Here is a 25,663-nt window from a genome sequence, read left to right as displayed (position 1 = left end):
GGTGGGCCTCCTGCGGGGAGCCTGTTGGAGATGGCTTCAAGATACGCGCAGGGGCCTGAGGGGATATTGACCGAGGTCAATAGAAGTGGGGCTAACGCTTCTTCGGCTTCTTGACCTTCTTCTTGGCCTTGCTCAGCGGCAACGCCTGCTCGAAGGCCTGGCGCATCTCGTCGAGCTTCTTGTCGCGCAGGTCGTGGATGCGCTTGTCGCGCTCGGCACCGAAGTCGATCAGCTTGTCGTCATTGCTCATGGCTGGATCCGGATCAGACGGAATGTAAGGTTGAGTCGGGGCGCCACCGACTTGCCGGTCTTCGCCACCTGATGTTGCCAATAATGCTGGGTTGCGCCACGCATGACCAGCAGCGCGCCATGCCCCAGCTCCAGCGAATGCTCGATGCGCGTCTGCCCCTTGCGCCGCAGATCGAAGCGCCGCGTGCCACCAAGGTTGAGCGAAGCGATCAGCGGATCACGCCCCAGCACCGCCTCGTCGTCGCTGTGCCAGCCCATCGAGTCGTTGCCGTCGCGGTAATAGTTGAGCAGCACACCATTCAGGCGCTGGCCAGCAACCTGCTCCACCGCCGCGCGAATCTCGGCCAGCAGCGCTGTCCAGGGCAGCGGCTGATGGATCAGGCCGGAATAGCGATAGCTGGCCTGCGCATCGCCGTACCAGGCCAACAGGCGCGGCACCGGGTAGTGCTTGCCATGCAGGAACACCTGCGGCTGCTCCCAGGGCGTCTCGGCCTGCAATTGCGCCAGCCAGCGATCCGCGCAGGCGGCGTCCAGCCAATGCGGCAGAAACTCCAGCTCGGCGTCGGGCAGTTGCACGGTAGGGGTATCGAACAGGTCCATGGCGATCAATGGCAGGCGGGATAGGGATTGTCTGCGCTTCAGACTTCCACATCTACCCACAGCCCCTGGCGGGGCAATTCGTCGAGGGCTTCTTCATCCTTCTTCGCCACCTCGCCCTCGGCGATCTCCTCGGGGGTGTAGCCACGGCGCTGGCGACGGCGCTGCTCCTCGCGCAGCAGCTCCTCGGCTTCCTGCGGGTGACGACGATCCAGCTCCACCGCGCTTTCCTGGCTGCTCTCATTCACCGGAGTGACCGGCTGAATGTCCGGGCGCGGCTTGATCACGTCCTGCTGGGCGGTGATGGGGGCCAGACTATGAGGGATGGGCGGCAGCATCGGTTTATCTCCCCTAGATAGAACGGCTGTCGGCCAGACGGCCATCAACTTGAACCAGCGCTCGCTACACTTTGGACTCGAGGCCGACCGATAGATTCAGCGGGACGTCGCTCTGGGCGCGGCGTTCCGATAACATACGCGGCTTTTTTCGCAGGTAGGGCTTTCCATGGCAAGTAGTGGCACTGTGCAGCAATATCAACCGGGGCAACGCTGGATCAGCGACAGCGAGGCAGAACTCGGCCTGGGCACCATCCTGATGACGGATGGCCGCCTGCTCACTGTGCTCTACCCCGCCACCGGGGAAACCCGCCAGTACGCGCAGCGCAACGCGCCGCTGACCCGCGTGCGCTTCGCCCCGGGTGACGAAATCACTCACTTCGAGGGCTGGAAGATGACCGTGCAGGAGGTTGAGGACGTCGACGGCCTGCTGGTCTACCACGGCTTCGATGCCCAGCACGCGCCCTACAGCCTGCCGGAAACCCAGCTGTCCAACTTCATCCAGTTCCGCCTGGCCAGCGATCGCCTGTTCGCCGGGCAGATCGACCCGTTGAGCTGGTTCGCCCTGCGCTACCACACCCTCGACCACCAGAGCCGCCTGCTGCAGTCCGACCTGTGGGGCCTGGGTGGCACCCGCTCGCAGCCCATAGCCCACCAGTTGCATATCGCCAGAGAGGTCGCGGACCGGGTCGCCCCGCGCGTCCTGCTGGCCGACGAAGTGGGCCTGGGCAAGACCATCGAAGCCGGCCTGGTGATCCACCGCCAGCTGCTCTGCGGCCGCGCCTCGCGCATCCTCATCCTGGTGCCGGAGAACCTGCAGCACCAATGGCTGGTGGAAATGCGCCGGCGCTTCAACCTGGAAGTCGCCCTGTTCGACGCCGAGCGCTTTGTCGAAAGCGATGCCGACAACCCCTTCGAAGACACCCAGTTGGCCCTCGTCTCGCTGGAATGGCTGAAGGACAGTGAGAAGGCGCAGAACGCCGCCTTCGCCGCCGGCTGGGACCTGCTGGTGGTCGACGAAGCCCACCACCTGGTCTGGCACCCGGAAAAGGCCAGCGACGAATACCGCCTGGTCGAGCAACTGGCCGAGGTCATCCCTGGCGTCCTGCTGCTCACCGCTACCCCGGAACAGCTGGGCCTGGAAAGCCACTTCGCCCGCCTGCGCCTGCTCGACCCCAACCGTTTCCACGATCTCGCCGCGTTCCGCGCCGAGAGTGCCAACTACAAGCCAATCGCCGAAGCCGTGCAGGAACTGCTCGACGAAGGCCGCCTGTCCGAGCAGGCCCACGCCACCATCAAGGGCTTCCTCGGCAACGAAGGCGAGGCGCTGCTGGCCGCCGTCACCGATGGCGACAGCGAAGCCGCTGCGCGCCTGGTGCGCGAGCTGCTGGATCGCCACGGCACCGGCCGCCTACTGTTCCGCAACACCCGCGCCGCCGTGCAGGGCTTCCCCGAGCGCCTGCTGCACCCCTACCCGCTGGCCAACCCTTCGGAATACATGGAGCTGCCGGTTGGCGAACATGCCGACCTGTACCCGGAAGTCAGCTACCAGGCCCAGCTGGAAACCGGCGAAGAAGAGCGCTGGTGGAAGTTCGACCCGCGCGTCGACTGGCTGATCGACACCCTGAAGATGCTCAAGAAGTTCAAGGTGCTGGTGATCTGCGCCCACGCCGAAACCGCCATGGACCTGGAAGACGCCCTGCGCGTGCGCTCCGGCATCCCGGCCACGGTGTTCCACGAGGGCATGAGCATCCTCGAGCGCGACCGCGCCGCCGCCTACTTCGCCGACGAGGAATTCGGCGCCCAGGTGCTGATCTGCTCGGAAATCGGCAGTGAAGGCCGCAACTTCCAGTTCAGCCACCACCTGGTGCTGTTCGACCTGCCGGCCCACCCGGACCTGCTCGAGCAGCGCATCGGCCGTCTCGACCGTATCGGCCAGAAACACACCATCCAGCTGCACGTGCCGTACCTGGAGAACAGCCCGCAAGAGCGTCTGTTCCAGTGGTACCACCAGGCGCTGAACGCCTTCCTCAACACCTGCCCGACCGGCAACGCCCTGCAGCACCAGTTCGGCCCGCGCCTGCTGCCGCTGCTGGAAGACAGCGACGACAAAAGCTGGCAAACCCTGCTCGACGAAGCCAAAACCGAGCGCGAGCGCCTGGAAAGCGAGCTGCACAGCGGCCGCGACCGCCTGCTGGAGCTCAACTCCGGTGGCGCCGGTAGCGGTGAGCGCCTGGTCGAGGACATCGCCGAGCAGGATGACCAGTACGCCCTGCCGATCTACATGGAAGAGCTGTTCGACGCCTTCGGCATCGACAGCGAAGACCATTCGGAAAACGCCCTGGTGCTCAAGCCGGGCGAGAAGATGCTCGACGCCGGCTTCCCACTGGGCGACGACGAAGGCGTGACCGTCACCTACGACCGTAACCAGGCGCTGTCGCGCGAAGACATGCAGTTCCTCACCTGGGAACACCCCATGGTGCAGGGCGGCATGGACCTGGTGCTGTCCGGCTCGATGGGCAACACCGCCGTCGCGCTGATCAAGAACAAGGCGCTCAAGCCCGGCACCGTGCTGCTGGAAATGCTCTACGTCAGCGAAGTGGTGGCACCGCGCTCGCTGCAACTCGGGCGCTTCCTGCCGCCGGTGGCGCTGCGCTGCCTGCTCGATGGCAACGGCAACGACCTGGCCAGCAAGGTGGCCTTCGAAACCATCAACGACCAACTGGAAACCGTGCCGCGCGCCAGCGCCAACAAGTTCATCCAGGCCCAGCGCGAGGTGCTGAGCAAGCAGATCAACGCCACCGAGGCGAAGATCGCGCCACGCCATGTCGAGCGGGTCGAAGCGGCGCGCAAGCGCTTCATCGACAGCCTGGGCGAGGAAATCGGCCGTCTGACCGCCCTGCAGGCAGTCAACCCGACGGTGCGCGACAGCGAGATCGATGCCCTGCGCAAGCAACTGGAAAGCGGCCTGGCGTTCTTCGACAAGGCCGCCCTGCGCCTGGAAGCGATCCGCGTGCTGGTGGCCGGTTAACCTTGTAGGGCGGGTGCAACCCGCGTTGCCAGTGGCGCGGGTTGCACCCGCCCTACGGATTAGCAAGCAAATAAAAAGGGCGGCCATTGGCCGCCCTTTTTCGTACCCGCAAGCCGTGGTTTAAACCATCTTGCTGCGCATCTTGTCGGACATCTGCGCCATCTGGTCGTAGATCACCTGCGGATTCTGCTGCTTGATCTTCCAGGCCATGCGCCCTTCTTCGTGCGGCAGGATCATGAACGCGCCCTTGGCTACTTCGTCGTAGACATAGCCGGCGATGTCCTGGGCGCTGATCGGGCTGTTCTCCAGCAACTTGCCGACTTGCTGCTTCATGGCCGGAGTCGGGCCACGGAAGGAGTCCAGCAGGTTGGTCTGGAAGAACGATGGGCAAACTACGTGTACGTCCACGCCACTGCCCTTGAGTTCGATCAACAGGCTTTCCGAGAGCGATACCACGCCAGCCTTGGCCACGTTGTAGTTGCTCATCGCCGGGCCCTGCATCAGCGCGGCCATGGAGGCGATGTTGATGATCTTGCCTTTGCTTTCCAGCAACAGCGGCAGGAACGCCTTGCAGCCCTTGATCACACCCATCAGGTTGATCGACAGCTGCCAGTCCCAGTCTTCCAGGGTCAGCTCGCTGAAGAAGCCACCGGCCGCCACACCGGCGTTGTTGACCAGCACATCGAGGCCGCCGAAGCGCTCCTCGCAGGCCTGGGCTACGGCGGTGAGCTGGCTGTAGTCGCGCACGTCACAGCGCAGGGTAAAACCGTCACCGCCGGCCTCACGGACCAGTTTGAGGGTTTCCGCCAGGCCTTGTTCGTTGACGTCGCACAGCGCCAGCCGCCAGCCTTCACGCGCCCAACGCAGGGCAAATTCACGTCCCAGACCGGAACCGGCGCCGGTGATCATCATCCGATTTTGCATACTGCTTGCCTTGTTCTTGTGGTGAGGTAGCGCGAGTGTAGCCAAGGCATACCCCGTCGCGGCGCAGCATTAGAGTGCTGAATGACGATCCACAACAGCGGCCGCAGAATCCGCTACAGCCCTGACCCAGCGCCGTGCTTGCCAACACGGCACAACACCCGTCAGGTAAACGCCGCCGCCAGCAACTTGTCGTAGCTTTGCGCATCCAGCTCGCCGCTATTGGGCAGGCCATGGGCCAGCTGGAAACTGGCGATACCCGAGCGCGTACGGGCACCCATCACGCCATCGATCTTGCCCGGCGAGAAGCCCAGCACCAGCAAACCGGCCTGGGCGGTACGCACTTCGATATTCGGCATCGAGCCGGTGGAGAAGCGCGCGTACTGAGCCTCCAGCTTGAGGTGGTAGTGGTTCTTGGCGTAGGCCGGGCCGTTGTAGCGACGGGCGAAGGCTTCCCAGTTCTGCGCGCGCAGCTGGCGATCCAGCCCGTTGTCGATGAGGAAGCCGACCATGCCGGCCAATTGCGCGTCCTCGCCCTTGACCATCGCATTGACCATCGCCGTGGCCGTGGCGAAGCCGGCACTCTGGTGATTGAAGCCCATCACCTGGCCCAGCCCCCAGGATGCAGAACAGAGCGCAGCCTCGGCGCCGAGCTTGGCCTTTTCGCAGAGCGCGACAGCCTTCTCCAGCTTGGCGTATTGGCCCGCCAGGCCGCCGTAACCGCCTTGTGGCCCGGACACATCGGCTTCGGCATCAAAGCGGCCCTGGGTCTGCTTGCGGAAGATATGCCGCTCGAAGAGGATCTGCGGCCGGCGATCGGCGCGAAAGCCGAAACCCTGGGTCACCCCGGCGGTTTCCACCTCGAATACCGCCCAGAGTGCCGCCGCCTGGCCGCTGCCCAGCTCCAGGCGCGCCAGTGCGTCAGCCAGCCCGGTGCGGGTCAGCGGCAAGGCCTTGTCCGTGAAGTTCATCGTGGCTCCTCCTTTGGCTTGGCTTGACCGTCCAGGTTCTGGGTGGCGGCCAGGATCAGGCTGGCGGTCAGCTTGCTGCGCTCCACCGTGCCCATGAAATAGTTCTCGGCATTGGTCACCGGCAGCACGTCGGTGCGCAGGTCTTCCATGCGCTGCAAGGCATCGCGCCGCGAGGTACTGGTGCGCACCGCCGAAGCCACGCCGACGAAACCGGGGAGTTTGCTCAGCTCGGCCCAACTGGCGGCATCGCGGCTGTTAAGCAGCTGCTGGAACTGGTCATAGCCGCTGTCTCCGGCCACACGCAGATAGCTGATCAGGTTGGCTGCGTTGAACATGCCGAACAGCTTGCCGTCCGGCTGGTTGACCACCACCACGCGCAGGTAGGAACTGCCGGACAGGGCCTCGAAATAGGTACGGATCGCCGGGGCGTAATAGCCGCCACGACCGAGGCGCAGTTCCAGCGCCTCGATCTTGCGCTCGATCAGCACATGCAACTCCTGCATGCCGCCCTTGCCGGCCATCTGCACCATCTGCACCGCGTCCTGCACGGTGAGTTGTTGGGCCGGCGCCACCTGCTCTTTGATCTTGCCCTTGGCCGCATCGGCCAGCAGCTCGCTGAGGTCTGCCTTGACCCCAAACATGTCGATGCCCTTGAGCTTGCCGGTAGCCAGCGCCACCACCAGCAGCGGGATGACCAGGAACACCAGGTCGATGGTCTTGATTTCGTACTTGCCGTCGGAGAACACCCGCAGCAGCAGCGAGCCGGCGACCAGCAGAATGCCGGCCGCCAGGAGCAGGAGAATGATCGACGTGGGCATCGCGGAGCTCCTTGCCGGATGGAGACGGGTTCGAGGTGCGCCCATCACTCATACGGCAAGTGCAAAACGGGTCTTGCTGCAACTAACGCTAGGCCTGTGTAACGGCCGTGTTAGAGCACTTCGCTATAGCACCCTGGCTCGCTGGAACAGCAATTGCCGAAGCAGGCGCCCGTAGATGGCCAGATTGACCAGCAGCACCACGCCGCCCAGCCACAGCTGGGTCTGCGCCGTGAGCCCGGCCGGGTAGATCAGCGGGATCAGGTAATGCTCGACGAAGCCGCCGCTGTAACCACCCTCCCCAGCGGCTTGGCGCAGCTGGTTTTCCAGCGGCGTCAGCGGGCAGTACAGGTGCAGCAACTCCACCGCCACGCCCCAGGCTGCAGCGGGTAGATGCAACAGGGCCAGCCAGCGCCAACGCAGCACCAGCAGGCCACCGAACAACACGAAAACAATGAACAGCAGGTGCACCAGCACCACGGCATCCGCCGCCAACCGCCAGATCATGGATACACGCCTCGCAGGACTCTCATTCGACGCTACTGGGACATTGCCTCAGGGCAATAAGATGCATTCCCGCTTACCGCTATTTAGTTCGCACAACTGCAGCGCGGCAAGTTGCACGGGGCGCTGTTCAACCCGCATGGCACTTATGCCATAAATTCAATAACTTACTAACTAGATGCAGAACAAAAACATTCTTATTTATATTAATTTTTATATATAATTCAATAGTTTATATTTGACGATATATAACTTGCAGCGCAAACTACGCAGCTACTGACACCTGCTCCGACGAGGCCAATCATGAAAGGCGACAAGAAAGTCATCCAACACCTGAACAAAATCCTCGGCAATGAGCTGGTGGCGATCAACCAATACTTCCTGCATGCGCGCATGTACGAAGACTGGGGCCTGAAAAAACTCGGCGAGCACGAGTACCACGAGTCCATCGACGAGATGAAACACGCGGACAAGCTGATCAAGCGCATCCTCTTCCTCGAGGGCCTGCCCAACCTGCAGGACCTGGGCAAGCTGATGATCGGCGAGAACACCAAGGAAATGCTCGGCAGCGACCTGAAACTCGAGCAACAAGCCGTTCCCGACCTGAAAACCGCCATCGCCTACTGCGAGAGCGTCGGTGACTACGGCACCCGCGAACTGCTGGAAGAAATCCTCGAATCCGAGGAAGAGCACATCGACTGGCTGGAAACCCAGATCGGCCTGATCGACAAAGTCGGCCTGGAGAACTACCTGCAATCGCAGATGGAAGAGTAAATCCAGCGCCCAAAAAAAAGCCCCGCAATGCGGGGCTTTTTCATTCCAGGCTGAAATTACTCAGCGCTGGCCTTTTGTGCGGCTTCCTTGATCAGGGTCTGCAGCTCACCCTTCTCGAACATCTCGGTCATGATGTCGCTACCGCCGACCAGCTCACCACCGACCCACAGTTGCGGGAAGGTCGGCCAGTTGGCGTATTTCGGCAGGTTGGCGCGGATTTCCGGGTTCTGCAGGATGTCCACGTAGGCGAACTTCTCGCCACAGGCCATGACTACCTGTGCGGCTTTCGACGAAAAACCACACTGAGGGGCGTTCGGCGAGCCTTTCATGTACAGCAGGATAGTGTTGTTGGCGATTTGATCTTTGATGGTATCGATAATATCCACGACTCACCTCATCTGAACGTCCCCGGACCAGCGCCGGGCGGGATGCCGCGATTGTAACCGAAAAACCCAGCAGCTGGCTCGGGGATGGCACAGGGACTCCGACGCAGTGCACAGCCATGTAGTGCACAGCCATCATCCAGGCACTCTCTTCGCACACGCTCTTCGCAGAGATTGGCAATCAGGCAACTATGCTGGAACAAGGCGATGACGAGAATCGAGGGTAATACGGTGAAGGGGCTGCTCAAAACGCTAGGTGCGCTGTGCCTCTGTTGGTTCATGCACAGCGCTCACGCCGACACCTTCGAAGTGGGCTTTTACGACTACCCGCCGATGATGATCGAGGACGGCCGGCGGGGTATCTACCAGGATATTTTCGATGCGCTGGCCACACTCACCGGCGACCACTTCAACGTGCAGTACTACCCCTATCCGCGAATTGGCCTGCTGTTCAATGAAGGCAAGCTCGACATTGAGCCGGGCGTCTACCCCGGCTGGGTGCGGGACCAATCGACGCCGGGCGTGTTCTCGGTGCCCTTCGGCAAGGTGGTCGATGTGCTGGTCTTCGCGCCACACAAGGCCTTTGCGGTGAAGCAACCCGAGGATTTACGCGGCAAGTCGGTGGGTATGGTGCGCGGCTATGCCTACCCCGAGCTGGCGACACTGGTCGCTTCCGGGCAGCTCGATCGACGCAACGGCCTGAATGAACAGCAACTGCTGAGCATGCTGGCCAAGTCGCGCTTCGACCAGATCATCGTCAACAAGGCCATCGCCCAGTACCACCGGCGCGAAGTGCCGGAGTACCGCCAGCTGGAGATCGGCGATGTGATCAGCTCATACGACGTGAGCATGCGCGTCCACCCGGCCCATGCGGCCTGGCTGAACAAGCTGGACGCGGCGATCGTGCAGCTCAAGCAGCAAGGCACCATCGAGAAGATATACGCCGCCTACGGCGTACATCTCTGACCCGGCAGCAACTGTACCTGACTAAGCCGCCTCGACCTGCACCGGCACACCATTGAGCGCCGCATTGCCGGACACCGCATCGAGCTGTCGTTCATCGGTCAGGTCGTTGGCGCTGGCACCCGGCTGGGCACTGGCGATGCCCATCTGCACACCGGGGCGGGCATGGCCCCAGCCGTGAGGCAGGCTGACCACGCCGGGCATCATGTCCTCGCTGGCCGCCACTTCCACCTCGATCGCACCGACGCGCGACTGCACGCGCACGCGCTGGCCGTCGCTGAGGCCACGCCCGGCCATGTCCTGCGGGTGCATGAACAGCTGATGACGCGGCTTGCCCTTCACCAGACGATGGTAGTTGTGCATCCACGAGTTGTTGCTGCGCACATGGCGGCGGCCGATCAGCACCAGCTCGCCCTCCGCCGGCAACGCCTGGGCCGCGAAACGCGCCAGGTCGGCCACCAGCAGTTCCGGCGCCGCCTCGATGGCCTTGGAGGCCGTCTTCAGGCGCTCACCCAGGTTCGGCCGCAACGGCCCCAGGTCGATACCGTGGGGTTGTTCGCGCAGCGCGGCGAGGCTGAGCTTGTACTCGGACTGGTCGCCATAAGGGCCAAACCGCAGGCCCATGTCGATCATCTGCTGCGGCGCCTTGGTCGGTTTCAGTTCCGTGCCCTGCTTGGCCGCAAAGGCCTGGGCCAGGCCGACGAAGATTTCCCAGTCATCCAGCGCGCCCGCCGGCTTGGCCAGTACCGGCTCGTTGAAGCGGGTAACGTTGCGCACGGCGAACACGTTGAAGGTGGTGTCGTAGTGGTCGTGCTCCAGCGGCGCGGTCGGCGGCAGGATCAGGTCGGCGTAGCGCGTGGTTTCATTGATATAGAAGTCGACGCTGAGCATGAACTCCAGACCGTCCAGCGCGCGCTCCAGCTGGCGACCGTTGGGCGTGGACAGCACCGGATTGCCCGCCACGGTGACCAGGGCGCGAATCTGCCCCTCGCCCGGCGTCAGCATCTCCTCGGCCAGCGCCGCCACCGGCAACTCGCCACCGTACTCCGGCAGGCCGGACACGCGGCTCTGCCAGACGTTGAAATGCCCACCCGAAGTGGTCGCCACCAGATCCACCGCCGGCGTGGTGCACAACGCACCGCCAGGCTGGTCGAGGTTGCCGGTGACCATGTTGATCAGCTGGATCAGCCAGTGGCACAGGCTGCCGAACGCCTGGGTGGAAACCCCCATGCGCCCGTAGCAGACCGCCGACTCGGCAGCGGCAAAGTCCCGCGCCAACTGGCGAATGGTCGCCGCCGGCACACCGCAACGCTCGCTCATCGCTTCGGCACTGAAGGCCGCAATCGCCGTGCGCACCTGATCCAGGCCATTGATCGGCAGGTGGCTGACGCGAGTCAGGCCCTCCTCGAACAAGGTATTGAGCAGGCCGAGCAGCAAGGCCGCGTCATTACCCGGGCGGACGAACACATGCTGGTCGGCGATGCCCGCCGTTTCGCTGCGCCGCGGGTCGACCACCACCAGCTTGCCGCCACGCGCCTTGAGCGCTTTCAGGCGTTTCTCCACATCAGGCACGGTCATGATGCTGCCGTTGGATGCCAGCGGGTTGCCGCCGAGAATCAGCATGAACTGGGTGTGATCGATATCCGGGATCGGCAGCAGCAGGCCGTGGCCGTACATCAGGTAGCTGGTCAGGTGATGGGGCAGCTGGTCCACCGAGGTGGCGGAGAAGCGATTGCGCGTCTTCAACTGGCCCAGGAAGTAGTTGCTGTGGGTCATCAGCCCATAGTTGTGCACGCTGGGGTTGCCCTGGTAGATCGCCACGGCGTTCTTGCCGTGGGCCGCCTGGATTGCGCTCAGGCGCTCGGCCACCAGTGCGAAGGCCTCATCCCAGCCGATTGCCTGCCAGCTGTCGCCAGTGCGGCGCATGGGTTGGCGCACGCGATCGGGGTCGTTCTGGATGTCCTGCAGGGCCACGGCCTTGGGGCAGATATGGCCGCGGCTGAAGCTGTCCTGGGCGTCGCCCTTGATGGAAAGAATCTGCTGGCTGCCGTCGGCCAGGGTTTCGGTCTCGATGCTCAGGCCGCAGATGGCTTCGCAGAGATGGCAGGCACGGTGATGGAGGGTCTTGGTCATGGCCTAGCCTCTTATAGTCTTCGAGACGACCGGTCAGGTCGTGGATACAAGACTATGGCGGCTAGGGGAATGCTTGGCCAGTGGCCTAGGTTTCATGAATCGACGAGCATCATGCCCGCCGATTCAGTCATCACACCGCGAATCTGTAGCGAACCTGCGAGCAGGTCCGCACAGGTGCTTAGCGAATGGACGTCACAGTGCCTTTCTGGCCGGTGACTTTGACGCTGACTTTCTTGAACACGAAGTAGTCTTGAACGTCTACGACGTAACGCGGAGCAACGATGACGTCGGCGCCGGAAGCATTCACAGCGTTGAAGGCAGCAGCCGATTTGACCGCGGCAACCGGATCCAGACCCAGGGCGAAACCACTCTCGCTGGCACCGTAGGAAACGCCGTCGGCGAACTTGCTGTCGCCACCGAACTTGATCACGTTGAACAGGATGTTCAGGGACGATTGACCGGTGATGGTCTCGCCGACTTTCACGTCTGCTTTCAGGTCGGTTTTGACGGCGCCTTCCAGCGCGGCGGTCGGCTGGCTGATGGTGTGGCTGGCACAACCGGTGAGCAGAGCCAGGGTGGATGCAGCGGCGATATAAGCGATCTTTTTCATACAAATCCAATTGCAGTAGGAGGTCCATGGGCCCCACCGGGGCACGAGTGCCTTGTCAAAGGCCGCATCCATGGTGATCACCCCACCGCCTCGGCTCAAGGGCAAAACCCCCGTCGCAGACGCCTCCTACGGACCCTTGGGAAAATGCCAGGGAGCTTGTACCGACGCCCGGCTGTCGGCGACCGCAAACAGACGATTACCCGCGCCGCTAAGCGTGCTGCCATCCTTTTTTACCGACGCGTCCCAGCAAACGCCGTCGCCCGCCCCGACCGGCGGGCCGCAACCCCTGGTAATCAATGGGTCGGGCGCTCATTTGCTCCAGCGCGTCGTTTCCTTATAAGATCGCGCCTCCCCGTTTGTCGCTCCCGTGCGGCTCCAGCCGCTGTACGGACTGCTTTTCTCCTGAAAAACTGCAGCGCGACAGTTGTCGAAATTAAGGTAATGAATGATGAGCGCCAGGCACTTTCTCTCGTTGATGGATTGCACCCCTCAGGAACTGAGTGGGCTGATCCGTCGAGCCATCGAGCTGAAGGATCTGCGCAAGCGCGGCGTACTGTTCGAACCGCTGAAAAGTCGCGTGCTGGGGATGATCTTCGAGAAGGCGTCCACCCGCACCCGCCTGTCGTTCGAGGCCGGCATGATCCAGCTCGGTGGCCAGGCCATCTTCCTCTCCCCGCGTGACACCCAGCTGGGCCGCGGCGAGCCGATCGCGGACAGCGCGCGGGTCATGTCGCGCATGCTCGATGCGGTGATGATCCGCACCTTCGCCCACAGCACCCTGACCGAGTTCGCCGCCCACTCGCAGGTGCCGCTGATCAACGGCCTGTCCGATGACCTGCACCCCTGCCAGCTGCTGGCCGACATGCAGACCTTCGCCGAACAACGCGGCAGCATCCAGGGCAAGACCGTGGCCTGGGTCGGCGACGGCAACAATATGTGCAACACCTATATCGAAGCCGCCCAGCAGTTCGACTTCCAGCTGCGCGTGGCCTGCCCTGAGGGCTACGAGCCCAAGGCCAGGTTCCTCGATGCCGCCGGCGACCGCGTGCAGATCGTCCGCGACCCGCGTGAAGCGGTACGCGGCGCCCACCTGGTGAGCACCGACGTGTGGACGTCAATGGGCCAGGAAGAGGAAACCGCCAAGCGCCTCAAGCTGTTCGCCCCCTATCAGGTCAACCGCGCCCTGCTCGACGCCGCCGATCCGACGGTGATCTTCCTGCACTGCCTGCCGGCGCACCGTGGCGAGGAAATCAGCGAAGACCTGCTCGACGACCCACGCGCCTTCGCCTGGGACCAGGCGGAAAACCGTCTGCACGCGCAGAAGGCCCTGCTGGAAATGCTGGTCGCGCCGGCGTTCGCGCAACCATGAGCCCCCGCCTGCTGCTCAGCCTGCGAGGGCTCGCCTGTGGTTATCAAGACCATCAGGTGGTGCAGCAGCTCAACCTGCACCTGAATGCCGGTGACATCGGTTGCCTGCTCGGCCCTTCCGGCTGCGGCAAGACCACCACCCTGCGCGCCATCGCCGGTTTCGAGCCGGTGCTGGAAGGCGAGATCGAGCTGGGTGGCGAAGTCATTTCCCGCGCTGGTTTCACCCTGGCACCGGAGAAGCGCCGCATCGGCATGGTGTTCCAGGACTACGCGCTATTCCCCCACCTGACCGTGGCGGAGAACGTCGCGTTCGGCATCCGCAAGCACCCGCAGCGTGAGCAGGTCACCGCCGAGCTGCTGGACCTGGTCAAGCTGGGCCACCTGGGCAAGCGCTACCCGCACGAGCTGTCTGGCGGCCAACAGCAACGCGTGTCCCTGGCCCGCGCGCTGGCGCCGGAACCGAAACTGCTGCTGCTCGACGAACCCTTCTCCAACCTCGACGGCGAGCTGCGCCGGCGCCTCAGCCATGAGGTGCGCGACATCCTCAAGGCGCGCGGCACCAGCGCCATCCTGGTCACCCACGACCAGGAAGAAGCCTTTGCCGTCAGCGACCACGTCGGGGTCTTCCACGAAGGTCGGCTGCAACAGTGGGATACGCCGTACAACCTCTACCACGAACCGTTGACGCCCTTCGTCGCCAGCTTCGTCGGCCAGGGCTACTTCATTCGCGGCCAGCTGCAAACGCCGGAGACGGTGCACACCGAACTGGGCGTGATCCGCGGCAACCGTGCCTACACCTGGGCCGCCGGCAGCGCGGTGGACGTGCTGCTGCGCCCGGACGACATCGTCTACGCCCCCGACAGTCCGTTGCAGGCGCAGATCGTCGGCAAGACCTTCCTTGGCGCCGCCACCCTGTATCGCCTGCAACTCTCGACCGGCACCCAGCTGGAAGCGATCTTCCCCAGCCATGCCGACCACCAGCCCGGCCAGTCGGTGGGTATTCGTGTCGCCGCCGACCACCTGGTGCTGTTCGCCGCCCAGGGCAGCGTGGCCGCGCAGGTCAAATTGCCAGAGTCCGGCGTGCGCCGCGTCAGCAGCAACTGATCGGCAGCGCTGGGTCTACGCGGGTTGCACCCGCCCTACGATCGCATCTGTAGGAGCCAGCTTGCTGGCGATGCTTTTAGAGCCAGAGCGGATCGCCAGCAAGCTGGCTCCTACACAAGCCCCGACTCGCCGAGCTTCGCCTCAACCAACCACACCAGAAACAGCACGCGCGTGTGGCCGACGAAAACCTCAGAGAAACAACGTGCCTTTGCTGACCAGCACCGCCTGGCCGGCGATCTTCACGCGCTCGCCTTGCAGGCGGCAGTGCAGCTCGCCGCCACGTGCCGAGCACTGGAACGCGCTCATCTCGGTCTTGCCCAAGCGCTCGGCCCAGTAGGGAATCAGCAGGCAATGGGTGGAGCCGGTGACCGGGTCTTCATTGATGCCAATGGAGGGCGCGAAGTAGCGCGAGACGAAGTCATGCTGCAGCCCCGGCGCGGTGATCAGCACACCCAGCCCCGGCAGCTTGGCCAGTGCCACCAGGTCGGGCGTGCAGTCGCGCACCGCCTGCTCGGACTCCAGCACCGCCATCAGTTCGTTGCTCTGCCGCGCTGCCAGCACCGGTACGCCCAGGGCGCGCTCCAGCTCGATGCTGACCGCCACATCGGCGGCCTGTACCACGGGGAAATCCAGCACCAGGCGGCCCTGCTCGCGGGTCACGCTGAGCGCGCCGGATTTGCAGGTAAAGTCCAGGCGCTCACCCGCCTCGCCATAGCATTCAAACAGCACGTGGGCGGTGGCCAGGGTCGCGTGACCACACAGCGGCACTTCGGCCGTCGGGGTGAACCAGCGGATGTGCCACTGCGCGCCCTCGCGCACGACGAAGGCGGTTTCCGCCTGGTTGTGCTCGGCGGCGATCTGCTGCATCAAGGATTCGGCGAGCCAGGCATCCAGGCGGTAGACCACCGCCGGGTTGCCGGTAAAGGGGCGCTGGGCGAAGGCGTCGATCTGGTGATAGTCGAGGTGCATGGCGGGGTTCCTTGTCCGTAGATGAACGCCAGCATGCCGCCTCGACCTCAGCAACGCCCGGTACAGTCGCCCAGAATTACGGCACTACAGCTGCACTGTATTTATGCCCATAGCTCCTCAGTGCTCATCGACGCCATACGCCTTCAGCAGCGCCTGCAAGCGGCCATCGGCCAGGTAGCGGCGCACACCCTGCTCGAACAGCTCGACATACCGCCTGTTGTCGCGCAGGGCAGGAGAAAAGGCCAGGTAGATCGGCGCATTCGTCTCGCGACAACCCGCTTCACGCAGGTCGCTGCGATTGTGGCCGAGGGCAGCGAGCCGGTTCTGGATCACCCAGGTGTTCTCGATCAGGGCATCCAGGCGGCCATGCATCAGTTTGCTCAGGTTGAGGTCCAGGGCCTGGTCGCCCGCGGCCCTCTGCACCCGATCATCCTGGCCGTAGTGCGCCTCGATGTAAGCGTTGATCTGCTCGCCGTAGCTGTAGTCGTTGATCACGCCCAGGCGTACCACCGGCAGCGACTCGACGCCACGGTAGTGCCAGGTCGAATCCTGCCGGGTGTAGAAGCAGTTGCGCGACAGCGCCACCGGCGTTTCGGTGAACAGAAAGTCCGGCGCATCCTCGCGGCCGGCGCCCACGGCAGCATCAATTTCACCGCGGCGCACTTCCTGTAGCACCCGCGCCCAGTTGCGCGCCTCGTAGCGCACCTCGATTCCAGACTCGGCGAAGATATCGCGCGCCAGTTCGACGAAGATGCCCGGCTTGGCCGAGCCCGGCTCGCAGTTGACCGGACACCAGATATCGCCAGCGATGGTCAGGGTTTCCCCCTGTGCGGTGCCCACCAGAAAGGCCAGCAGCAGAGCAACGGGATGGAGCAACAGCTTATGACGCAACCGCATGCAGCGACCTCTGGCAGATAGTTGGCACACTTGTACCTCTCTCACCCTTCGCTACGCACCCGCTTCACCGCATCCAGCCAGCCGCTGTAGAGGGTATGGCGATGGCCTTCCGCCATGCGCGGTTCGAAGCGGCGCTGGCGGTGCCAGTGGCTGGCGATCTCCTCCAGGTCACGGTACAGCCCGGCCTGCAGACCGGCCAGGTAGGCCACGCCTAGGGCGGTGGTCTCGGTGACTTCCGGGCGCTCCACCGGCACCCCGAGGATATCGGCGAGGAACTGCATGACCCAGTTGTTCACCACCATGCCGCCGTCTACCCGCAACGCGCTGGGCTCGGCCGCGCCGTCCTGGCGCATGGCCTGGAGCAGGTCGCAGGTCTGGTAGCACACCGACTGCAGGCCGGCGGTGACGATTTCCTTGATCCCGGTATCGCGGGTCAGGCCGAAGATCGCCCCGCGCGCCTTCGGGTCCCAGTACGGCGCACCGAGGCCGGTGAACGCCGGCACCAGATACACACCGCAGGAGTCGCCGGTCTGCTCGGCGAGCAGTTCGCTGTCGCGCGCATCGCTGATCAGCTTGATGCCATCACGCAACCACTGCACCGCCGCACCGGCGACGAAGATGCTGCCCTCCACCGCATAGGTGACCTGGCCATTCAGGCGGTAGCCGACGGTGGTCAGCAACCGATGCTGCGACGTCACCGGCGTGCTGCCGGTGTTCTGGATCATGAAGCAGCCGGTGCCATAGGTACTCTTGACCATGCCCGGCTGGAAGCAGGCCTGACCGATCAGCGCTGCCTGCTGGTCGCCGGCCATGCCCAGCACCGGAATCGCCGCGCCGAGCAGGTCGGGCTCGCAGATGCCGAAGTCGGCCGCGCAATCGAGCACCTCCGGCAGCAGGCTGCGCGGAATGTCGAACAGCTCCAGCAGGGCATCGTCCCACTGCTGGCTGTGGATGTTGAACAGCAGGGTGCGCGAGGCGTTGCTGGCGTCGGTCTTGTGGGATTTGCCGCCGGTCAGGCGCCACAGCAGGAAGCAATCGACCGTCCCGAAACGCAGCTCGCCGCGCTCGGCGCGTTCGCGGGCACCGGGTACGTTGTCGAGGGTCCAGCGCAGCTTGGTCGCGGAAAAATAGGGGTCGATCAGCAGGCCGGTCTTTTCCGCCACCAGCGCCTCATGCCCCGCCGCCTTGAGCCCGGCGCAGTAATCGGCGGTACGCCGGTCCTGCCAGACGATGGCCGGGTGGATCGGTACACCGGTGACGGCATCCCAGACGATGGTGGTCTCGCGCTGGTTGGTAATACCGATGGCGCGGATGTCCTCGGCTTTCAGCCCTTCCTGCTGCAACGCCTCGCGGCAGACCTTGAGTGTGGTCAGCCAGATTTCCTCGGCGTCATGCTCGACCCAGCCGTCTTTGGGGAAGTACTGCTTGAACTCCTGCTGCGCCACCGCCAGCGGCAGGCCCTGGGCACTGAAGACGATGGCACGGGAACTGGTGGTGCCCTGGTCGATGGCAAGCAGGTAGAGAGACATGCAGGTTTTCCTTGTTGTTATGTGTTGTCTCCCCTCTCCCTTCTGGAGAGGGGTTAGCTCACTCGCGGCCGATGGCGGCGAACTGGCCCTGGGTGTGCTCGGCCAGCACCGCGGCACTCAGTTCCACCTCCAGCCCACGCCGGCCAGCGCTGACATGGATGGTCGGCTGCAGACGGGCCGACTCGTCGATAAAGGTGCGCAGGCGCTTCTTCTGCCCCAGTGGGCTGATGCCACCGACCAGATAGCCGGTGCTGCGCTGGGCCAGTTGCGGGTCAGCCATGTCGGCCTTCTTCGCTCCGGCGGCATGGGCCAAGGCCTTGAGGTCGAGGCTGCCGGCCACCGGCACCACCGCCACCAGCAACTCGCCCTTTTCCGTGGCGGCGAGCAGGGTCTTGAAGACCCGCGCCGGGTCCAGGCCGAGTTTTTCCGCGGCTTCCAGACCGTAGGAAGCCGCCTTGGGATCGTGGCTGTAGCTGTGCACCTGGTGCTCGGCCTTGGCCTTTTTCAGCAGATCGATGGCAGGGGTCATGTTCGAATGTGAAAATTTCCTGACAGAATGCGCGTACCTTACCAGACGACCGTGGCGCAGGTGAAAGCCCGTCGGCCACCAGCCCCCCGTTATAATCCCGCGACCGCTAAAAAAGGAACGCCCATGAGCCTCCCGCCGCGCCAGCACAGCATCCTCGAACGCGCCCGCGAGCGCGGCTACGTCAGCATCGATGAGCTGGCCCAGGCCTTTGCCGTGACCCCGCAAACCATTCGCCGCGACATCAACCAGCTGGCCGAACAGGGCCTGCTACGGCGCACCCACGGCGGCGCGGCCAGTGAAGCCTCGAGCACCCAGAACACCGCCTACGCCATGCGCGCCGGTCAGATGCGCGACGAGAAGCAGCGCATCGCCGAAGCCATCGCCGCGCAAATCCCCGACCATGCTTCGCTGTTCATCAACATCGGCACCACTACCGAAGCCCTGGCCCGCGCCCTGCTCGGCCATCAGGGCCTGAAGGTGATCACCAACAACCTGCACGTGGCCGCCCTGCTCAGCGGCAAGGCCGACTTCGAAGTGCTGCTGGCCGGCGGCACGGTACGCGCCGATGGCGGCGTGGTGGGCCAGGCGGCGGTGGATTTCATCCAGCAGTTCAAGGTCGACTTCGCCCTGGTCGGCATCAGCGGCATCGACGAAGACGGCAGCCTGCTCGACTTCGACTACCAGGAAGTGCGGGTTTCCCAGGCGATCATCGACAACGCCCGCCAGGTCTTCCTCGCCGCCGACTCCAGCAAGTTCGGCCGCAACGCGGTGGTGCGCCTGGGTTCGCTGAGCCTGATCGACCAGGTATTCACCGACGCCCCGCCACCCACTGCCATCGCTCGCCTGCTACACGAGCAGAAGATCCAGCTGCACCTTTGCGTGTAGGGCGGGTGCAACCCGCGCTGTCGAATACGCGGGTTTCACCCGCCCTACGGTCCGGACCGAATCCATCGAGGTGACCTGACGCGCGGCCCGTTTCCGGGCTGGCGCGGGCGGCCCGCTTCCACTAGCATATTTTCGGAAACGAACATTAAACCGTTCACTTTGTAACTTTTCGGTATTTCCGCCATGCCCAGCAGCCAGACGCCCCCGCTTGCCGAAATCTATGACCTGGCCGTGGTCGGCGGTGGCATCAATGGCACGGGCATCGCCGCCGACGCGGCCGGGCGCGGCCTCTCGGTGTTCCTCTGCGAACGCGACGACCTGGCCCAGCACACGTCCTCGGCCAGCAGCAAACTGATCCACGGCGGCCTGCGCTACCTCGAGCACTATGAATTTCGCCTGGTGCGCGAGGCCCTGGCCGAGCGTGAAGTGCTGCTGGCCAAGGCGCCGCACATCGTCAAACCCATGCGCTTCATCCTCCCGCACCGCCCGCACCTGCGCCCGGCGTGGATGATTCGCGCCGGCCTGTTCCTCTACGACAATCTCGGCAAGCGCGAAAAACTGCCGGGCTCCAACGGCCTGCGCTTCGGCGCCGGCAGCCCGCTCAAGGCCGAGATCAGCCGCGGCTTCGAATACTCCGACTGCTGGGTCGACGACGCCCGCCTGGTGGTGCTCAATGCCATGGCCGCGCGCGAACGCCATGCGCATATCCACACCCGCACCCGCTGCGTCAGCGCGCGGCGCAGCAAGGGCCTGTGGCACCTGCACCTGGAGCGTAACGACGGCAGCCTGTTCTCCATCCGCGCCCGCGCCCTGGTCAACGCCGCCGGCCCGTGGGTGGCGCGCTTCATCGAAGACGACCTGAAACAGAAGGCGCCCTACGGCATTCGCCTGATCCAGGGCAGCCATATCGTCGTGCCGCGCCTGCACGATGGCGAACAGGCCTACATCCTGCAGAACGAGGACCAGCGCATCGTCTTCGTCATCCCCTGGCTGGAGCGCTTCAGCCTGATCGGCACCACCGACCGCGAATACCAGGGCGACCCGGCGCACGTCGCCATCAGTGCCGAGGAAACCGACTACCTGCTCAAGGTGGTCAACGCCCACTTCAAGCGGCAGCTCAGCCGCGACGACATCCTGCACACCTACTCGGGTGTACGCCCGCTGTGTGACGACGAGTCCGACGAGCCTTCCGCCGTCACTCGCGACTACACCCTGTCGCTGTCCGGCGCTTCGGGCGAAGCCCCGCTGCTGTCGGTGTTCGGCGGCAAGCTGACCACTTACCGCAAGCTGGCCGAAGCCGCCTTGCTGCACCTGGCGCCGACCTTCCCGCGCCTGTGCCCGGCCTGGACCGACAAGGCACCGCTGCCCGGCGGCGAAAACATGGACAGCCGGGATGCACTGGCGGACAAGCTGATCGCCCGCTTCGGCTGGCTGGACCGCGAACTGGCCCAGCGCTGGGTCAGCACCTACGGCAGCCGCACCTGGCGCCTGCTCGATGGCATCAAGCAGCAGAGCGAGCTGGGCGAACACCTGGGTGCCGGGCTGTATGCCCGTGAAGTGGAATACCTGCGTCGCGAAGAATGGGCCCGCAGCGCCGAAGACATCCTCTGGCGCCGCACCAAGCTCGGCCTGTTCATGACCCCGGGGCAGCAGGCGCGCCTGAAGAGCTATCTGCAGGATCAGCCGCACCTGCTGCCTGCCGCCAGCTGAAAGCCCCCTGCCTTTTTTGTAGGAGCCAGCTTGCTGGCGATCCCTGGTCGCGCTGATCGCCAGCAAGCTGGCTCCTACAACAAGCGATCCGCGCGTGCCGGAGCTCACTCCTACAATACGCAGCCCCTCAGCAGTTGCCGATTTGCAGCGCCTACAGCCGGGATGAACCCTCTGCACCCTGCCATTGCGCCACCCGTTCGCCATCCAGGCGATGGGCGCGCAGGTACGGCAGCACCGCCGCCAGCAACGGCTCCTTGAACGCCGTCTGGAAGCGATGGGCCAAGCCCGGAATCAGCTTCAACTGGCTGCCCTGCAGATGCGCCGCCACATGCACGCCGTGCATCACTGGCAGCAACGGGTCGGCCGTGCCGTGCACCACCAGCGCCGGCACCCGCAGGCGATTGAGCAATTCGACCCGGCTCGGCTCGGCGAGGATCGCCAGGATCTGCCGCTGCACACCCTCGGGGTTGAACGCCCGGTCGTAGGAGCGCTCGGCTTCATGTAGCAGTCCCGCCCGATCAGCCGGCACTTGCGGACTGCTCAGGACAGCAAGCAGGTCGGCCTGCTGTTCGATGGCCGCCTCGCGATTGGGCGCCTCGCGCCGCGCCATCAGCCCCAGCAGGCTGGCGCTGGGCGCCGGCAAACCGGGCGCACCGGAGCTGGTCATGATCAGCGTCAGGCTCTCCACCCGCTGCGGCGCCAGGTCGGCCATGTGCTGGGCAATCATCCCGCCCATGCTCGCACCCAGCACATGAAAGCGCTGGACACCCAGCGCATCCATCAAGCCCAGGGCATCGCCGGCCATGTCGCGCAGACTATAAGGAGCACGCACGACTAAACCCAGGCGATAGCGCAGCAACTCGTAGGTCAGGTCCGCCGCTGGCACCGGGCCCTGCCAGGTGGACAGGCCGACATCGCGATTATCGAAACGAATCACCCGAAAGCCCTGCTCGCACAGGCGCGCCACCACTTCGTCTGGCCAGTGGATCAACTGCCCGCCGAGGCCCATCACCAGCAGCAACGCCGGGTCGCCTGCGCTGCCGATACTCTGGTAAGCCAGGCGCACCGAGCCCACGGCGGCCTGCGCAACCGGCGCCTGGACATCACATCGAGAAGCCGCAAGACACGGCAGGCCGCACAGCAGCGCGACCAGTAAGAACAACCCACGCATGAGAAACATCCAGAACGCAGAACCCCAGTGAAGCGCGAGTCTGCGGATGTTTGTACGGGCGCGCTGCCACAGTTCGGTGACAGTTTGATGAAGAGCGCCGAACGGTCGTAGGGTAGTGCAGAGGCAGGTGCGGCGGCGGTGTATCAGGCAGCGCCGTGCGCTCTAGCTCCCCTCGCCCCTCTGGGGAGAGGGGCTGGGGGTGAGGGGGCATGGTCTAAGTGCAAGCCTGAATCTTCGCCCCCTCACCCTAACCCTCTCCCCAAAGGGGAGAGGGAATAAAAGCAGAGCAGCTGGAGTTCAGCCAATAGGTAGCGCGCCCAGACAACACGGCAGGCAAAGCCCTGGCACGCCAGCCCCTAGAGCGACTTATCCTCCGGCTGCTCACGCGGCCAGATCAGGCTGAACTTTGCCCCGCCCAGGGTCGAACTGCGCCCGACGTGGGCGCGGCCGGCGTGCCAGTAGATGATCCGCCGCACGATCGACAGGCCCAGGCCGTGCCCGCCCGAAGCCCGGGTGCGGCTGTCGTCCAGGCGCAGGAACGGCGTGAAAATCCGCTCCCAGGCATCCTCAGGCACACCGGGACCGTCATCCTCGACATCCACCCGGCAGCGCTGGTGGCCGATATGAAAGGACAGCCGCACCCGTGAGTCGGCGTGGCGCAGGGCATTGCTCAGCAGGTTCTGCAAGGCGCGATGCAGGTAACGCGGCTCGGCCTCGACCCAGGCGCCGCTGCCATCGCTGGCCTCGCGCGACTGGCCGCGCTCGACCTGCACGTCAGCGCGCAACGGCGCCAGCTCGCCAATCACCTGGATGATCAACGCGCGCAGGTCCACGCGCTGGTAGTTCAGCTCCGGCGAACCCTGCTCCAGGCGGGCGTAGACCAGCATCTCGTCGACCAGCTTGTCCAGTTCCTGGATGTCGCCATCCATGCCGTCCATGTACTTGCGCCGGGCCTGGTCGGTTTGCGCATCGCCGATCATCTCCAGGCCGAAGCGCAGGCGCGCCACCGGCGTGCGCAGCTCATGGGACACGGCCCGGACCATCTCGCGCTGCACATTGAGCAGACGTTGCAACTGTTCGGCCATGGCGTTGAAGGTGGACGCCAGGCGCCCCACCGAGTCGGCGCCCTGGGTCGGCGCGCGCGCATCCAGTTGCCCCACGGCCAAGCGCGAGGCGGCGCTTTCCAGGCCCAGCAGGCGCCGCTCCAGACGCCGCACCAATAGATAGAGGATCAAGCCCGTCAGGCTCAGGCCCAGCGCCCCGATCAGTACCAGCAACTCGGTGGGATAAGGGTTCATCTGGTAGATCGGCCCGACCTCCAGCACCCAGGGCGTGCCGACCATGCCGGCGATCACGCGGATCGACTCGCCCTCCTTGCCCAGCGCCAGCACCGTGTCGCCCTCATCCACCCGGCGCCGCTGGTCTTCGTCCAGGTCGACCTTTTCCAGCGTCACCAGGCGCAAGTCGAAGCCGAAGCGCTTGGCTTCTTTCAGCGCCGCCAGGCGCTTGGGTTGCTCGACGATGGGGTAGCGCACCAGCTCGTCCATCAACAGGAACACGGTGGCCCGCGCCAGTTGCTCGCTGATCTGCTCGACCTCGGCGGTCAGCACCAGGCGCTGCTCCTTGTCGGCCAGGCTGTAGACCCGTGCCGCGTGAGGCCCGGTTTGCTCCACCAACACCTGGCCACGTAGCAGGCGGGTCTGAGCCCGACCATCCAGTGGCTCGCCATTGAGCGGCTCCAGCGCCAGCGGTACGCCCAGCAGGCGGCTCCAGGTCACCAGCGCTCGACGCCGGTCTACCTCCTCCATGTGCTGCATGGTGTCGGCCATCAGGCGGAAGGTGCCGCGCGCCAGTTGCTCGCGGTACTGGTCGCTGCGCAGGTCGTTGGTCAGCTGCAGCGCACCCACACCGAGCAGCGCCACCAACACCAGGGCGGCGATGATGCCGCCATAGATGCGCAGGAAGATCGAGTTCATTGCAGGGCTTCGGCCGCCTCGGCCACGAACAGGTAACCCTTGCTGCGCACGGTCTTGATCAGGCGCGGGTGTTCCGGGTCGTCACCAATCTTCGGGCGGATGCGCGAGATGCGCACGTCGATGGAGCGGTCCTGGCCGTCGTATTCGATGCCGCGCAGGGCGGTGAAGATTTCCTCGCGGGAAAGAATTCGCCCGGCGTTGGAAGCCAACAGCCAGAGCAGGTCGAATTCGGCGCTGGTCAGCTCGATGCCCTGCTCGCGCAGCCAGGCTTCGCGCATGGCGCTGTCGATCACCAGGGCGCCGAACTGCAGGCGGCGCTGGTTCTCCACCGGCACCTCGGCGCCTTCGCTACGGCGCAGCAGGGCGCGGATGCGCGCCAGCAGCACGCGCGGGCGCACCGGCTTGCACACATAGTCGTCGGCGCCCATTTCCAGGCCGAGCACTTCGTCCATGTCGTCGGTACGCGCAGTCAGCATCAGGATCGGCCCATCGTAACGCCCGCGCACCTTGCGGCAGATGGACAGGCCATCTTCGCCGGGCAGCATCAGGTCGAGCACCACCAGGTCCGGTTGCTCCTTGAGGATGCGTGCCGCCGCCTTGGCCCCATCGGATTCGATGGCCACCTTGAGGCCGTTGCCCTGCAGGTATTCCTGGGTCAGTTCGGCCAGTCGCTGGTCATCTTCGACGATCAGGATTTGCCAGGCTTCTTGCTCCACACACCCTCCGCATGCCGTTCACACCCACTCAACAGGCCGGCATTGTAGCAACGCAATCCAGGCAAAGGCGCTATTGCGGCTGTGCATGGCCATAGCCACCCGCCCTGGCAAAAAAAGCGGCGGCGCGCCTGCATATACCACGCCAAGGCGCCACAGAAAAAACCTACATATTGTGTTTAGCGGGTTGACTAAAAAGTCTGTTTTGCAACCAGAAAAAAAGCCTGGGCCGTGTCGACCAGCGGTATAGATGGGACGATCCCAGTAATCGCGGGGCTTGGCGAAACTTACCCCAAAGTAACCCACAGATTTATCCACAGGCGATCACGTTTTATCGGCTTGCCTTCGCCGGATCACCGCACTATCTTGTATCCCCATCGCGACAAACACCTACATGTTGGGTTTTTACACCGAAATCGACACAAGCACATTTGCCCTAAAACAGTCCACACCTTGAACTGAAAAAGTGCAGATGGCGGCTAAAAAAGACGTTTCAGCTCCACCGCTTCCGGGTAAGCCCCTATAC

General features: G+C 64.4%; 24 protein-coding genes. 7 read left to right on the top strand and 17 right to left on the bottom strand.

The window, feature by feature from the left end:
* Window positions 1-91: 91 nt before the first annotated feature.
* Genes H3H51_RS07620 through H3H51_RS07610 form a run of 3 tightly spaced genes read right to left on the bottom strand, consistent with a single transcriptional unit; the run spans window position 92 to window position 1,184 of the window.
* Window positions 92-250 carry a hypothetical protein gene (locus tag H3H51_RS07620; RefSeq protein WP_183088453.1) on the bottom strand — a complete coding sequence of 53 codons (159 nt, stop codon included), beginning with the start codon at window positions 248-250 and terminating at the stop codon, window positions 92-94.
* The gene (locus H3H51_RS07615; RefSeq protein WP_183088452.1) at window positions 247-849 is read right to left on the bottom strand and encodes an alpha-ketoglutarate-dependent dioxygenase AlkB family protein; all 603 of its coding nucleotides are present in this window, start codon (window positions 847-849) and stop codon (window positions 247-249) included. Before H3H51_RS07615 ends, H3H51_RS07620 begins: the two co-directional genes overlap by 4 nt.
* A gap of 38 nt (window positions 850-887) precedes the next feature.
* Window positions 888-1,184 (bottom strand): aspartate-semialdehyde dehydrogenase, encoded by a 297-nt coding sequence (locus H3H51_RS07610; protein ID WP_183088451.1) that lies wholly within the window; start codon window positions 1,182-1,184, stop codon window positions 888-890.
* Between the two features lie 166 nt (window positions 1,185-1,350).
* Between H3H51_RS07610 and rapA the strand changes: the two genes are divergently transcribed.
* Window positions 1,351-4,212 (top strand): RNA polymerase-associated protein RapA, encoded by a 2,862-nt coding sequence (gene rapA, locus H3H51_RS07605; protein WP_183088450.1) that lies wholly within the window; start codon window positions 1,351-1,353, stop codon window positions 4,210-4,212.
* A gap of 120 nt (window positions 4,213-4,332) precedes the next feature.
* Here the strand turns inward: rapA and H3H51_RS07600 are convergent, their stop codons facing one another.
* The 4 genes from H3H51_RS07600 to H3H51_RS07585 all read right to left on the bottom strand — a co-directional run bounded on the left by H3H51_RS07600 (window position 4,333) and on the right by H3H51_RS07585 (window position 7,426).
* On the bottom strand, window positions 4,333-5,136 hold the full coding sequence (locus H3H51_RS07600; RefSeq protein WP_183088449.1) for an SDR family oxidoreductase: 804 nt from the start codon (window positions 5,134-5,136) through the stop codon (window positions 4,333-4,335).
* A gap of 161 nt (window positions 5,137-5,297) precedes the next feature.
* The gene (locus H3H51_RS07595; protein WP_183088448.1) at window positions 5,298-6,104 is read right to left on the bottom strand and encodes an N-acetylmuramidase domain-containing protein; all 807 of its coding nucleotides are present in this window, start codon (window positions 6,102-6,104) and stop codon (window positions 5,298-5,300) included.
* A complete protein-coding gene (locus H3H51_RS07590; RefSeq protein WP_183088447.1) occupies window positions 6,101-6,922 on the bottom strand; it encodes a CBS domain-containing protein in 822 nt (273 codons plus the stop codon). Before H3H51_RS07590 ends, H3H51_RS07595 begins: the two co-directional genes overlap by 4 nt.
* Window positions 6,923-7,045: 123 nt before the next feature.
* The gene (locus H3H51_RS07585) at window positions 7,046-7,426 is read right to left on the bottom strand and encodes a DUF2784 domain-containing protein (protein WP_183088446.1); all 381 of its coding nucleotides are present in this window, start codon (window positions 7,424-7,426) and stop codon (window positions 7,046-7,048) included.
* A gap of 300 nt (window positions 7,427-7,726) precedes the next feature.
* Between H3H51_RS07585 and bfr the strand changes: the two genes are divergently transcribed.
* Window positions 7,727-8,197 carry a bacterioferritin gene (bfr, locus tag H3H51_RS07580; protein ID WP_183088445.1) on the top strand — a complete coding sequence of 157 codons (471 nt, stop codon included), beginning with the start codon at window positions 7,727-7,729 and terminating at the stop codon, window positions 8,195-8,197.
* 56 nt (window positions 8,198-8,253) lie between these two features.
* Here the strand turns inward: bfr and grxD are convergent, their stop codons facing one another.
* Window positions 8,254-8,583: a Grx4 family monothiol glutaredoxin gene (gene grxD / locus H3H51_RS07575; RefSeq protein ID WP_183088444.1), complete on the bottom strand. Its 330-nt coding sequence runs from the start codon at window positions 8,581-8,583 to the stop codon at window positions 8,254-8,256.
* A gap of 204 nt (window positions 8,584-8,787) precedes the next feature.
* Here grxD and H3H51_RS07570 point away from each other — a divergent pair, with 204 nt between their 5' ends.
* A complete protein-coding gene (locus tag H3H51_RS07570) occupies window positions 8,788-9,546 on the top strand; it encodes a substrate-binding periplasmic protein (protein WP_183088443.1) in 759 nt (252 codons plus the stop codon).
* A gap of 21 nt (window positions 9,547-9,567) precedes the next feature.
* On the opposite strand, the gene H3H51_RS07565 is transcribed toward H3H51_RS07570, so the two are convergent.
* Both H3H51_RS07565 and H3H51_RS07560 read right to left on the bottom strand, forming a co-directional pair.
* The gene (locus tag H3H51_RS07565; protein WP_183088442.1) at window positions 9,568-11,676 is read right to left on the bottom strand and encodes a molybdopterin oxidoreductase family protein; all 2,109 of its coding nucleotides are present in this window, start codon (window positions 11,674-11,676) and stop codon (window positions 9,568-9,570) included.
* A gap of 178 nt (window positions 11,677-11,854) precedes the next feature.
* Complete coding sequence (locus H3H51_RS07560; protein WP_183088441.1) at window positions 11,855-12,286, bottom strand: hypothetical protein; 432 nt, start codon at window positions 12,284-12,286, stop codon at window positions 11,855-11,857.
* 448 nt (window positions 12,287-12,734) lie between these two features.
* On the opposite strand from H3H51_RS07560, the gene argF reads away from it, so the two are divergent.
* Together argF and H3H51_RS07550 are read left to right on the top strand one after the other, a co-directional pair.
* A complete protein-coding gene (argF, locus tag H3H51_RS07555) occupies window positions 12,735-13,655 on the top strand; it encodes an ornithine carbamoyltransferase (protein WP_183088440.1) in 921 nt (306 codons plus the stop codon).
* A complete protein-coding gene (locus H3H51_RS07550; RefSeq protein ID WP_183088439.1) occupies window positions 13,652-14,758 on the top strand; it encodes an ABC transporter ATP-binding protein in 1,107 nt (368 codons plus the stop codon). Before argF ends, H3H51_RS07550 begins: the two co-directional genes overlap by 4 nt.
* 189 nt (window positions 14,759-14,947) lie before the next feature.
* Here the strand turns inward: H3H51_RS07550 and H3H51_RS07545 are convergent, their stop codons facing one another.
* From H3H51_RS07545 to ybaK, 4 genes are all read right to left on the bottom strand, one after another.
* The gene (locus H3H51_RS07545) at window positions 14,948-15,727 is read right to left on the bottom strand and encodes a PhzF family phenazine biosynthesis protein (RefSeq protein ID WP_183088438.1); all 780 of its coding nucleotides are present in this window, start codon (window positions 15,725-15,727) and stop codon (window positions 14,948-14,950) included.
* Window positions 15,728-15,844: 117 nt separating this feature from the next.
* Window positions 15,845-16,624, bottom strand: coding sequence for a substrate-binding periplasmic protein (locus tag H3H51_RS07540; RefSeq protein ID WP_183088437.1), 780 nt, complete (start codon window positions 16,622-16,624; stop codon window positions 15,845-15,847).
* A 41-nt stretch (window positions 16,625-16,665) separates the two neighbouring features.
* Complete coding sequence (gene glpK, locus H3H51_RS07535; protein WP_183088436.1) at window positions 16,666-18,153, bottom strand: glycerol kinase GlpK; 1,488 nt, start codon at window positions 18,151-18,153, stop codon at window positions 16,666-16,668.
* A 58-nt stretch (window positions 18,154-18,211) separates the two neighbouring features.
* Complete coding sequence (gene ybaK / locus H3H51_RS07530; protein ID WP_183088435.1) at window positions 18,212-18,682, bottom strand: Cys-tRNA(Pro) deacylase; 471 nt, start codon at window positions 18,680-18,682, stop codon at window positions 18,212-18,214.
* Window positions 18,683-18,805: 123 nt separating this feature from the next.
* On the opposite strand from ybaK, the gene H3H51_RS07525 reads away from it, so the two are divergent.
* Together H3H51_RS07525 and glpD are read left to right on the top strand one after the other, a co-directional pair.
* On the top strand, window positions 18,806-19,567 hold the full coding sequence (locus H3H51_RS07525) for a DeoR/GlpR family DNA-binding transcription regulator (protein WP_183088434.1): 762 nt from the start codon (window positions 18,806-18,808) through the stop codon (window positions 19,565-19,567).
* 183 nt (window positions 19,568-19,750) lie between these two features.
* Window positions 19,751-21,277 carry a glycerol-3-phosphate dehydrogenase gene (gene glpD / locus H3H51_RS07520; RefSeq protein ID WP_183088433.1) on the top strand — a complete coding sequence of 509 codons (1,527 nt, stop codon included), beginning with the start codon at window positions 19,751-19,753 and terminating at the stop codon, window positions 21,275-21,277.
* 151 nt (window positions 21,278-21,428) lie between these two features.
* Here the strand turns inward: glpD and H3H51_RS07515 are convergent, their stop codons facing one another.
* The 3 genes from H3H51_RS07515 to H3H51_RS07505 all read right to left on the bottom strand — a co-directional run bounded on the left by H3H51_RS07515 (window position 21,429) and on the right by H3H51_RS07505 (window position 25,140).
* Window positions 21,429-22,448 carry an alpha/beta fold hydrolase gene (locus H3H51_RS07515; protein WP_183088432.1) on the bottom strand — a complete coding sequence of 340 codons (1,020 nt, stop codon included), beginning with the start codon at window positions 22,446-22,448 and terminating at the stop codon, window positions 21,429-21,431.
* 356 nt (window positions 22,449-22,804) lie between these two features.
* Window positions 22,805-24,424 carry an ATP-binding protein gene (locus tag H3H51_RS07510; RefSeq protein WP_183088431.1) on the bottom strand — a complete coding sequence of 540 codons (1,620 nt, stop codon included), beginning with the start codon at window positions 24,422-24,424 and terminating at the stop codon, window positions 22,805-22,807.
* Complete coding sequence (locus H3H51_RS07505; protein WP_183088430.1) at window positions 24,421-25,140, bottom strand: response regulator; 720 nt, start codon at window positions 25,138-25,140, stop codon at window positions 24,421-24,423. The genes H3H51_RS07510 and H3H51_RS07505 overlap by 4 nt, the downstream gene beginning before the upstream one ends.
* Window positions 25,141-25,663 lie beyond the last annotated feature (523 nt).

Origin of the sequence: Aquipseudomonas ullengensis (genome assembly GCF_014174475.1) — a bacterium.
In the GTDB taxonomy this organism is placed as follows: Bacteria; Pseudomonadota; Gammaproteobacteria; order Pseudomonadales; family Pseudomonadaceae; genus Aquipseudomonas; species Aquipseudomonas ullengensis.
The sequence above is the reverse complement of the archived record's forward strand: the minus strand, read 5'-3'. Positions and strand labels throughout refer to the sequence as shown.

Excerpts from the sequence above, each read along its gene's own strand:
- H3H51_RS07620 (WP_183088453.1), bottom strand. The coding sequence starts at position 250 with ATGAGCAATGACGACAAGCTGATCGACTTCGGTGCCGAGCGCGACAAG.
- H3H51_RS07615 (WP_183088452.1), bottom strand. The coding sequence starts at position 849 with ATGGACCTGTTCGATACCCCTACCGTGCAACTGCCCGACGCCGAGCTG.
- H3H51_RS07610 (WP_183088451.1), bottom strand. The coding sequence starts at position 1,184 with ATGCTGCCGCCCATCCCTCATAGTCTGGCCCCCATCACCGCCCAGCAG.
- rapA (WP_183088450.1), top strand. The coding sequence starts at position 1,351 with ATGGCAAGTAGTGGCACTGTGCAGCAATATCAACCGGGGCAACGCTGG.
- H3H51_RS07600 (WP_183088449.1), bottom strand. The coding sequence starts at position 5,136 with ATGCAAAATCGGATGATGATCACCGGCGCCGGTTCCGGTCTGGGACGT.
- H3H51_RS07595 (WP_183088448.1), bottom strand. The coding sequence starts at position 6,104 with ATGAACTTCACGGACAAGGCCTTGCCGCTGACCCGCACCGGGCTGGCT.
- H3H51_RS07590 (WP_183088447.1), bottom strand. The coding sequence starts at position 6,922 with ATGCCCACGTCGATCATTCTCCTGCTCCTGGCGGCCGGCATTCTGCTG.
- H3H51_RS07585 (WP_183088446.1), bottom strand. The coding sequence starts at position 7,426 with ATGATCTGGCGGTTGGCGGCGGATGCCGTGGTGCTGGTGCACCTGCTG.
- bfr (WP_183088445.1), top strand. The coding sequence starts at position 7,727 with ATGAAAGGCGACAAGAAAGTCATCCAACACCTGAACAAAATCCTCGGC.
- H3H51_RS07570 (WP_183088443.1), top strand. The coding sequence starts at position 8,788 with ATGACGAGAATCGAGGGTAATACGGTGAAGGGGCTGCTCAAAACGCTA.
- H3H51_RS07565 (WP_183088442.1), bottom strand. The coding sequence starts at position 11,676 with ATGACCAAGACCCTCCATCACCGTGCCTGCCATCTCTGCGAAGCCATC.
- H3H51_RS07560 (WP_183088441.1), bottom strand. The coding sequence starts at position 12,286 with ATGAAAAAGATCGCTTATATCGCCGCTGCATCCACCCTGGCTCTGCTC.
- argF (WP_183088440.1), top strand. The coding sequence starts at position 12,735 with ATGAGCGCCAGGCACTTTCTCTCGTTGATGGATTGCACCCCTCAGGAA.
- H3H51_RS07550 (WP_183088439.1), top strand. The coding sequence starts at position 13,652 with ATGAGCCCCCGCCTGCTGCTCAGCCTGCGAGGGCTCGCCTGTGGTTAT.
- H3H51_RS07545 (WP_183088438.1), bottom strand. The coding sequence starts at position 15,727 with ATGCACCTCGACTATCACCAGATCGACGCCTTCGCCCAGCGCCCCTTT.
- H3H51_RS07540 (WP_183088437.1), bottom strand. The coding sequence starts at position 16,624 with ATGCGGTTGCGTCATAAGCTGTTGCTCCATCCCGTTGCTCTGCTGCTG.
- glpK (WP_183088436.1), bottom strand. The coding sequence starts at position 18,153 with ATGTCTCTCTACCTGCTTGCCATCGACCAGGGCACCACCAGTTCCCGT.
- ybaK (WP_183088435.1), bottom strand. The coding sequence starts at position 18,682 with ATGACCCCTGCCATCGATCTGCTGAAAAAGGCCAAGGCCGAGCACCAG.
- H3H51_RS07525 (WP_183088434.1), top strand. The coding sequence starts at position 18,806 with ATGAGCCTCCCGCCGCGCCAGCACAGCATCCTCGAACGCGCCCGCGAG.
- glpD (WP_183088433.1), top strand. The coding sequence starts at position 19,751 with ATGCCCAGCAGCCAGACGCCCCCGCTTGCCGAAATCTATGACCTGGCC.
- H3H51_RS07515 (WP_183088432.1), bottom strand. The coding sequence starts at position 22,448 with ATGCGTGGGTTGTTCTTACTGGTCGCGCTGCTGTGCGGCCTGCCGTGT.
- H3H51_RS07510 (WP_183088431.1), bottom strand. The coding sequence starts at position 24,424 with ATGAACTCGATCTTCCTGCGCATCTATGGCGGCATCATCGCCGCCCTG.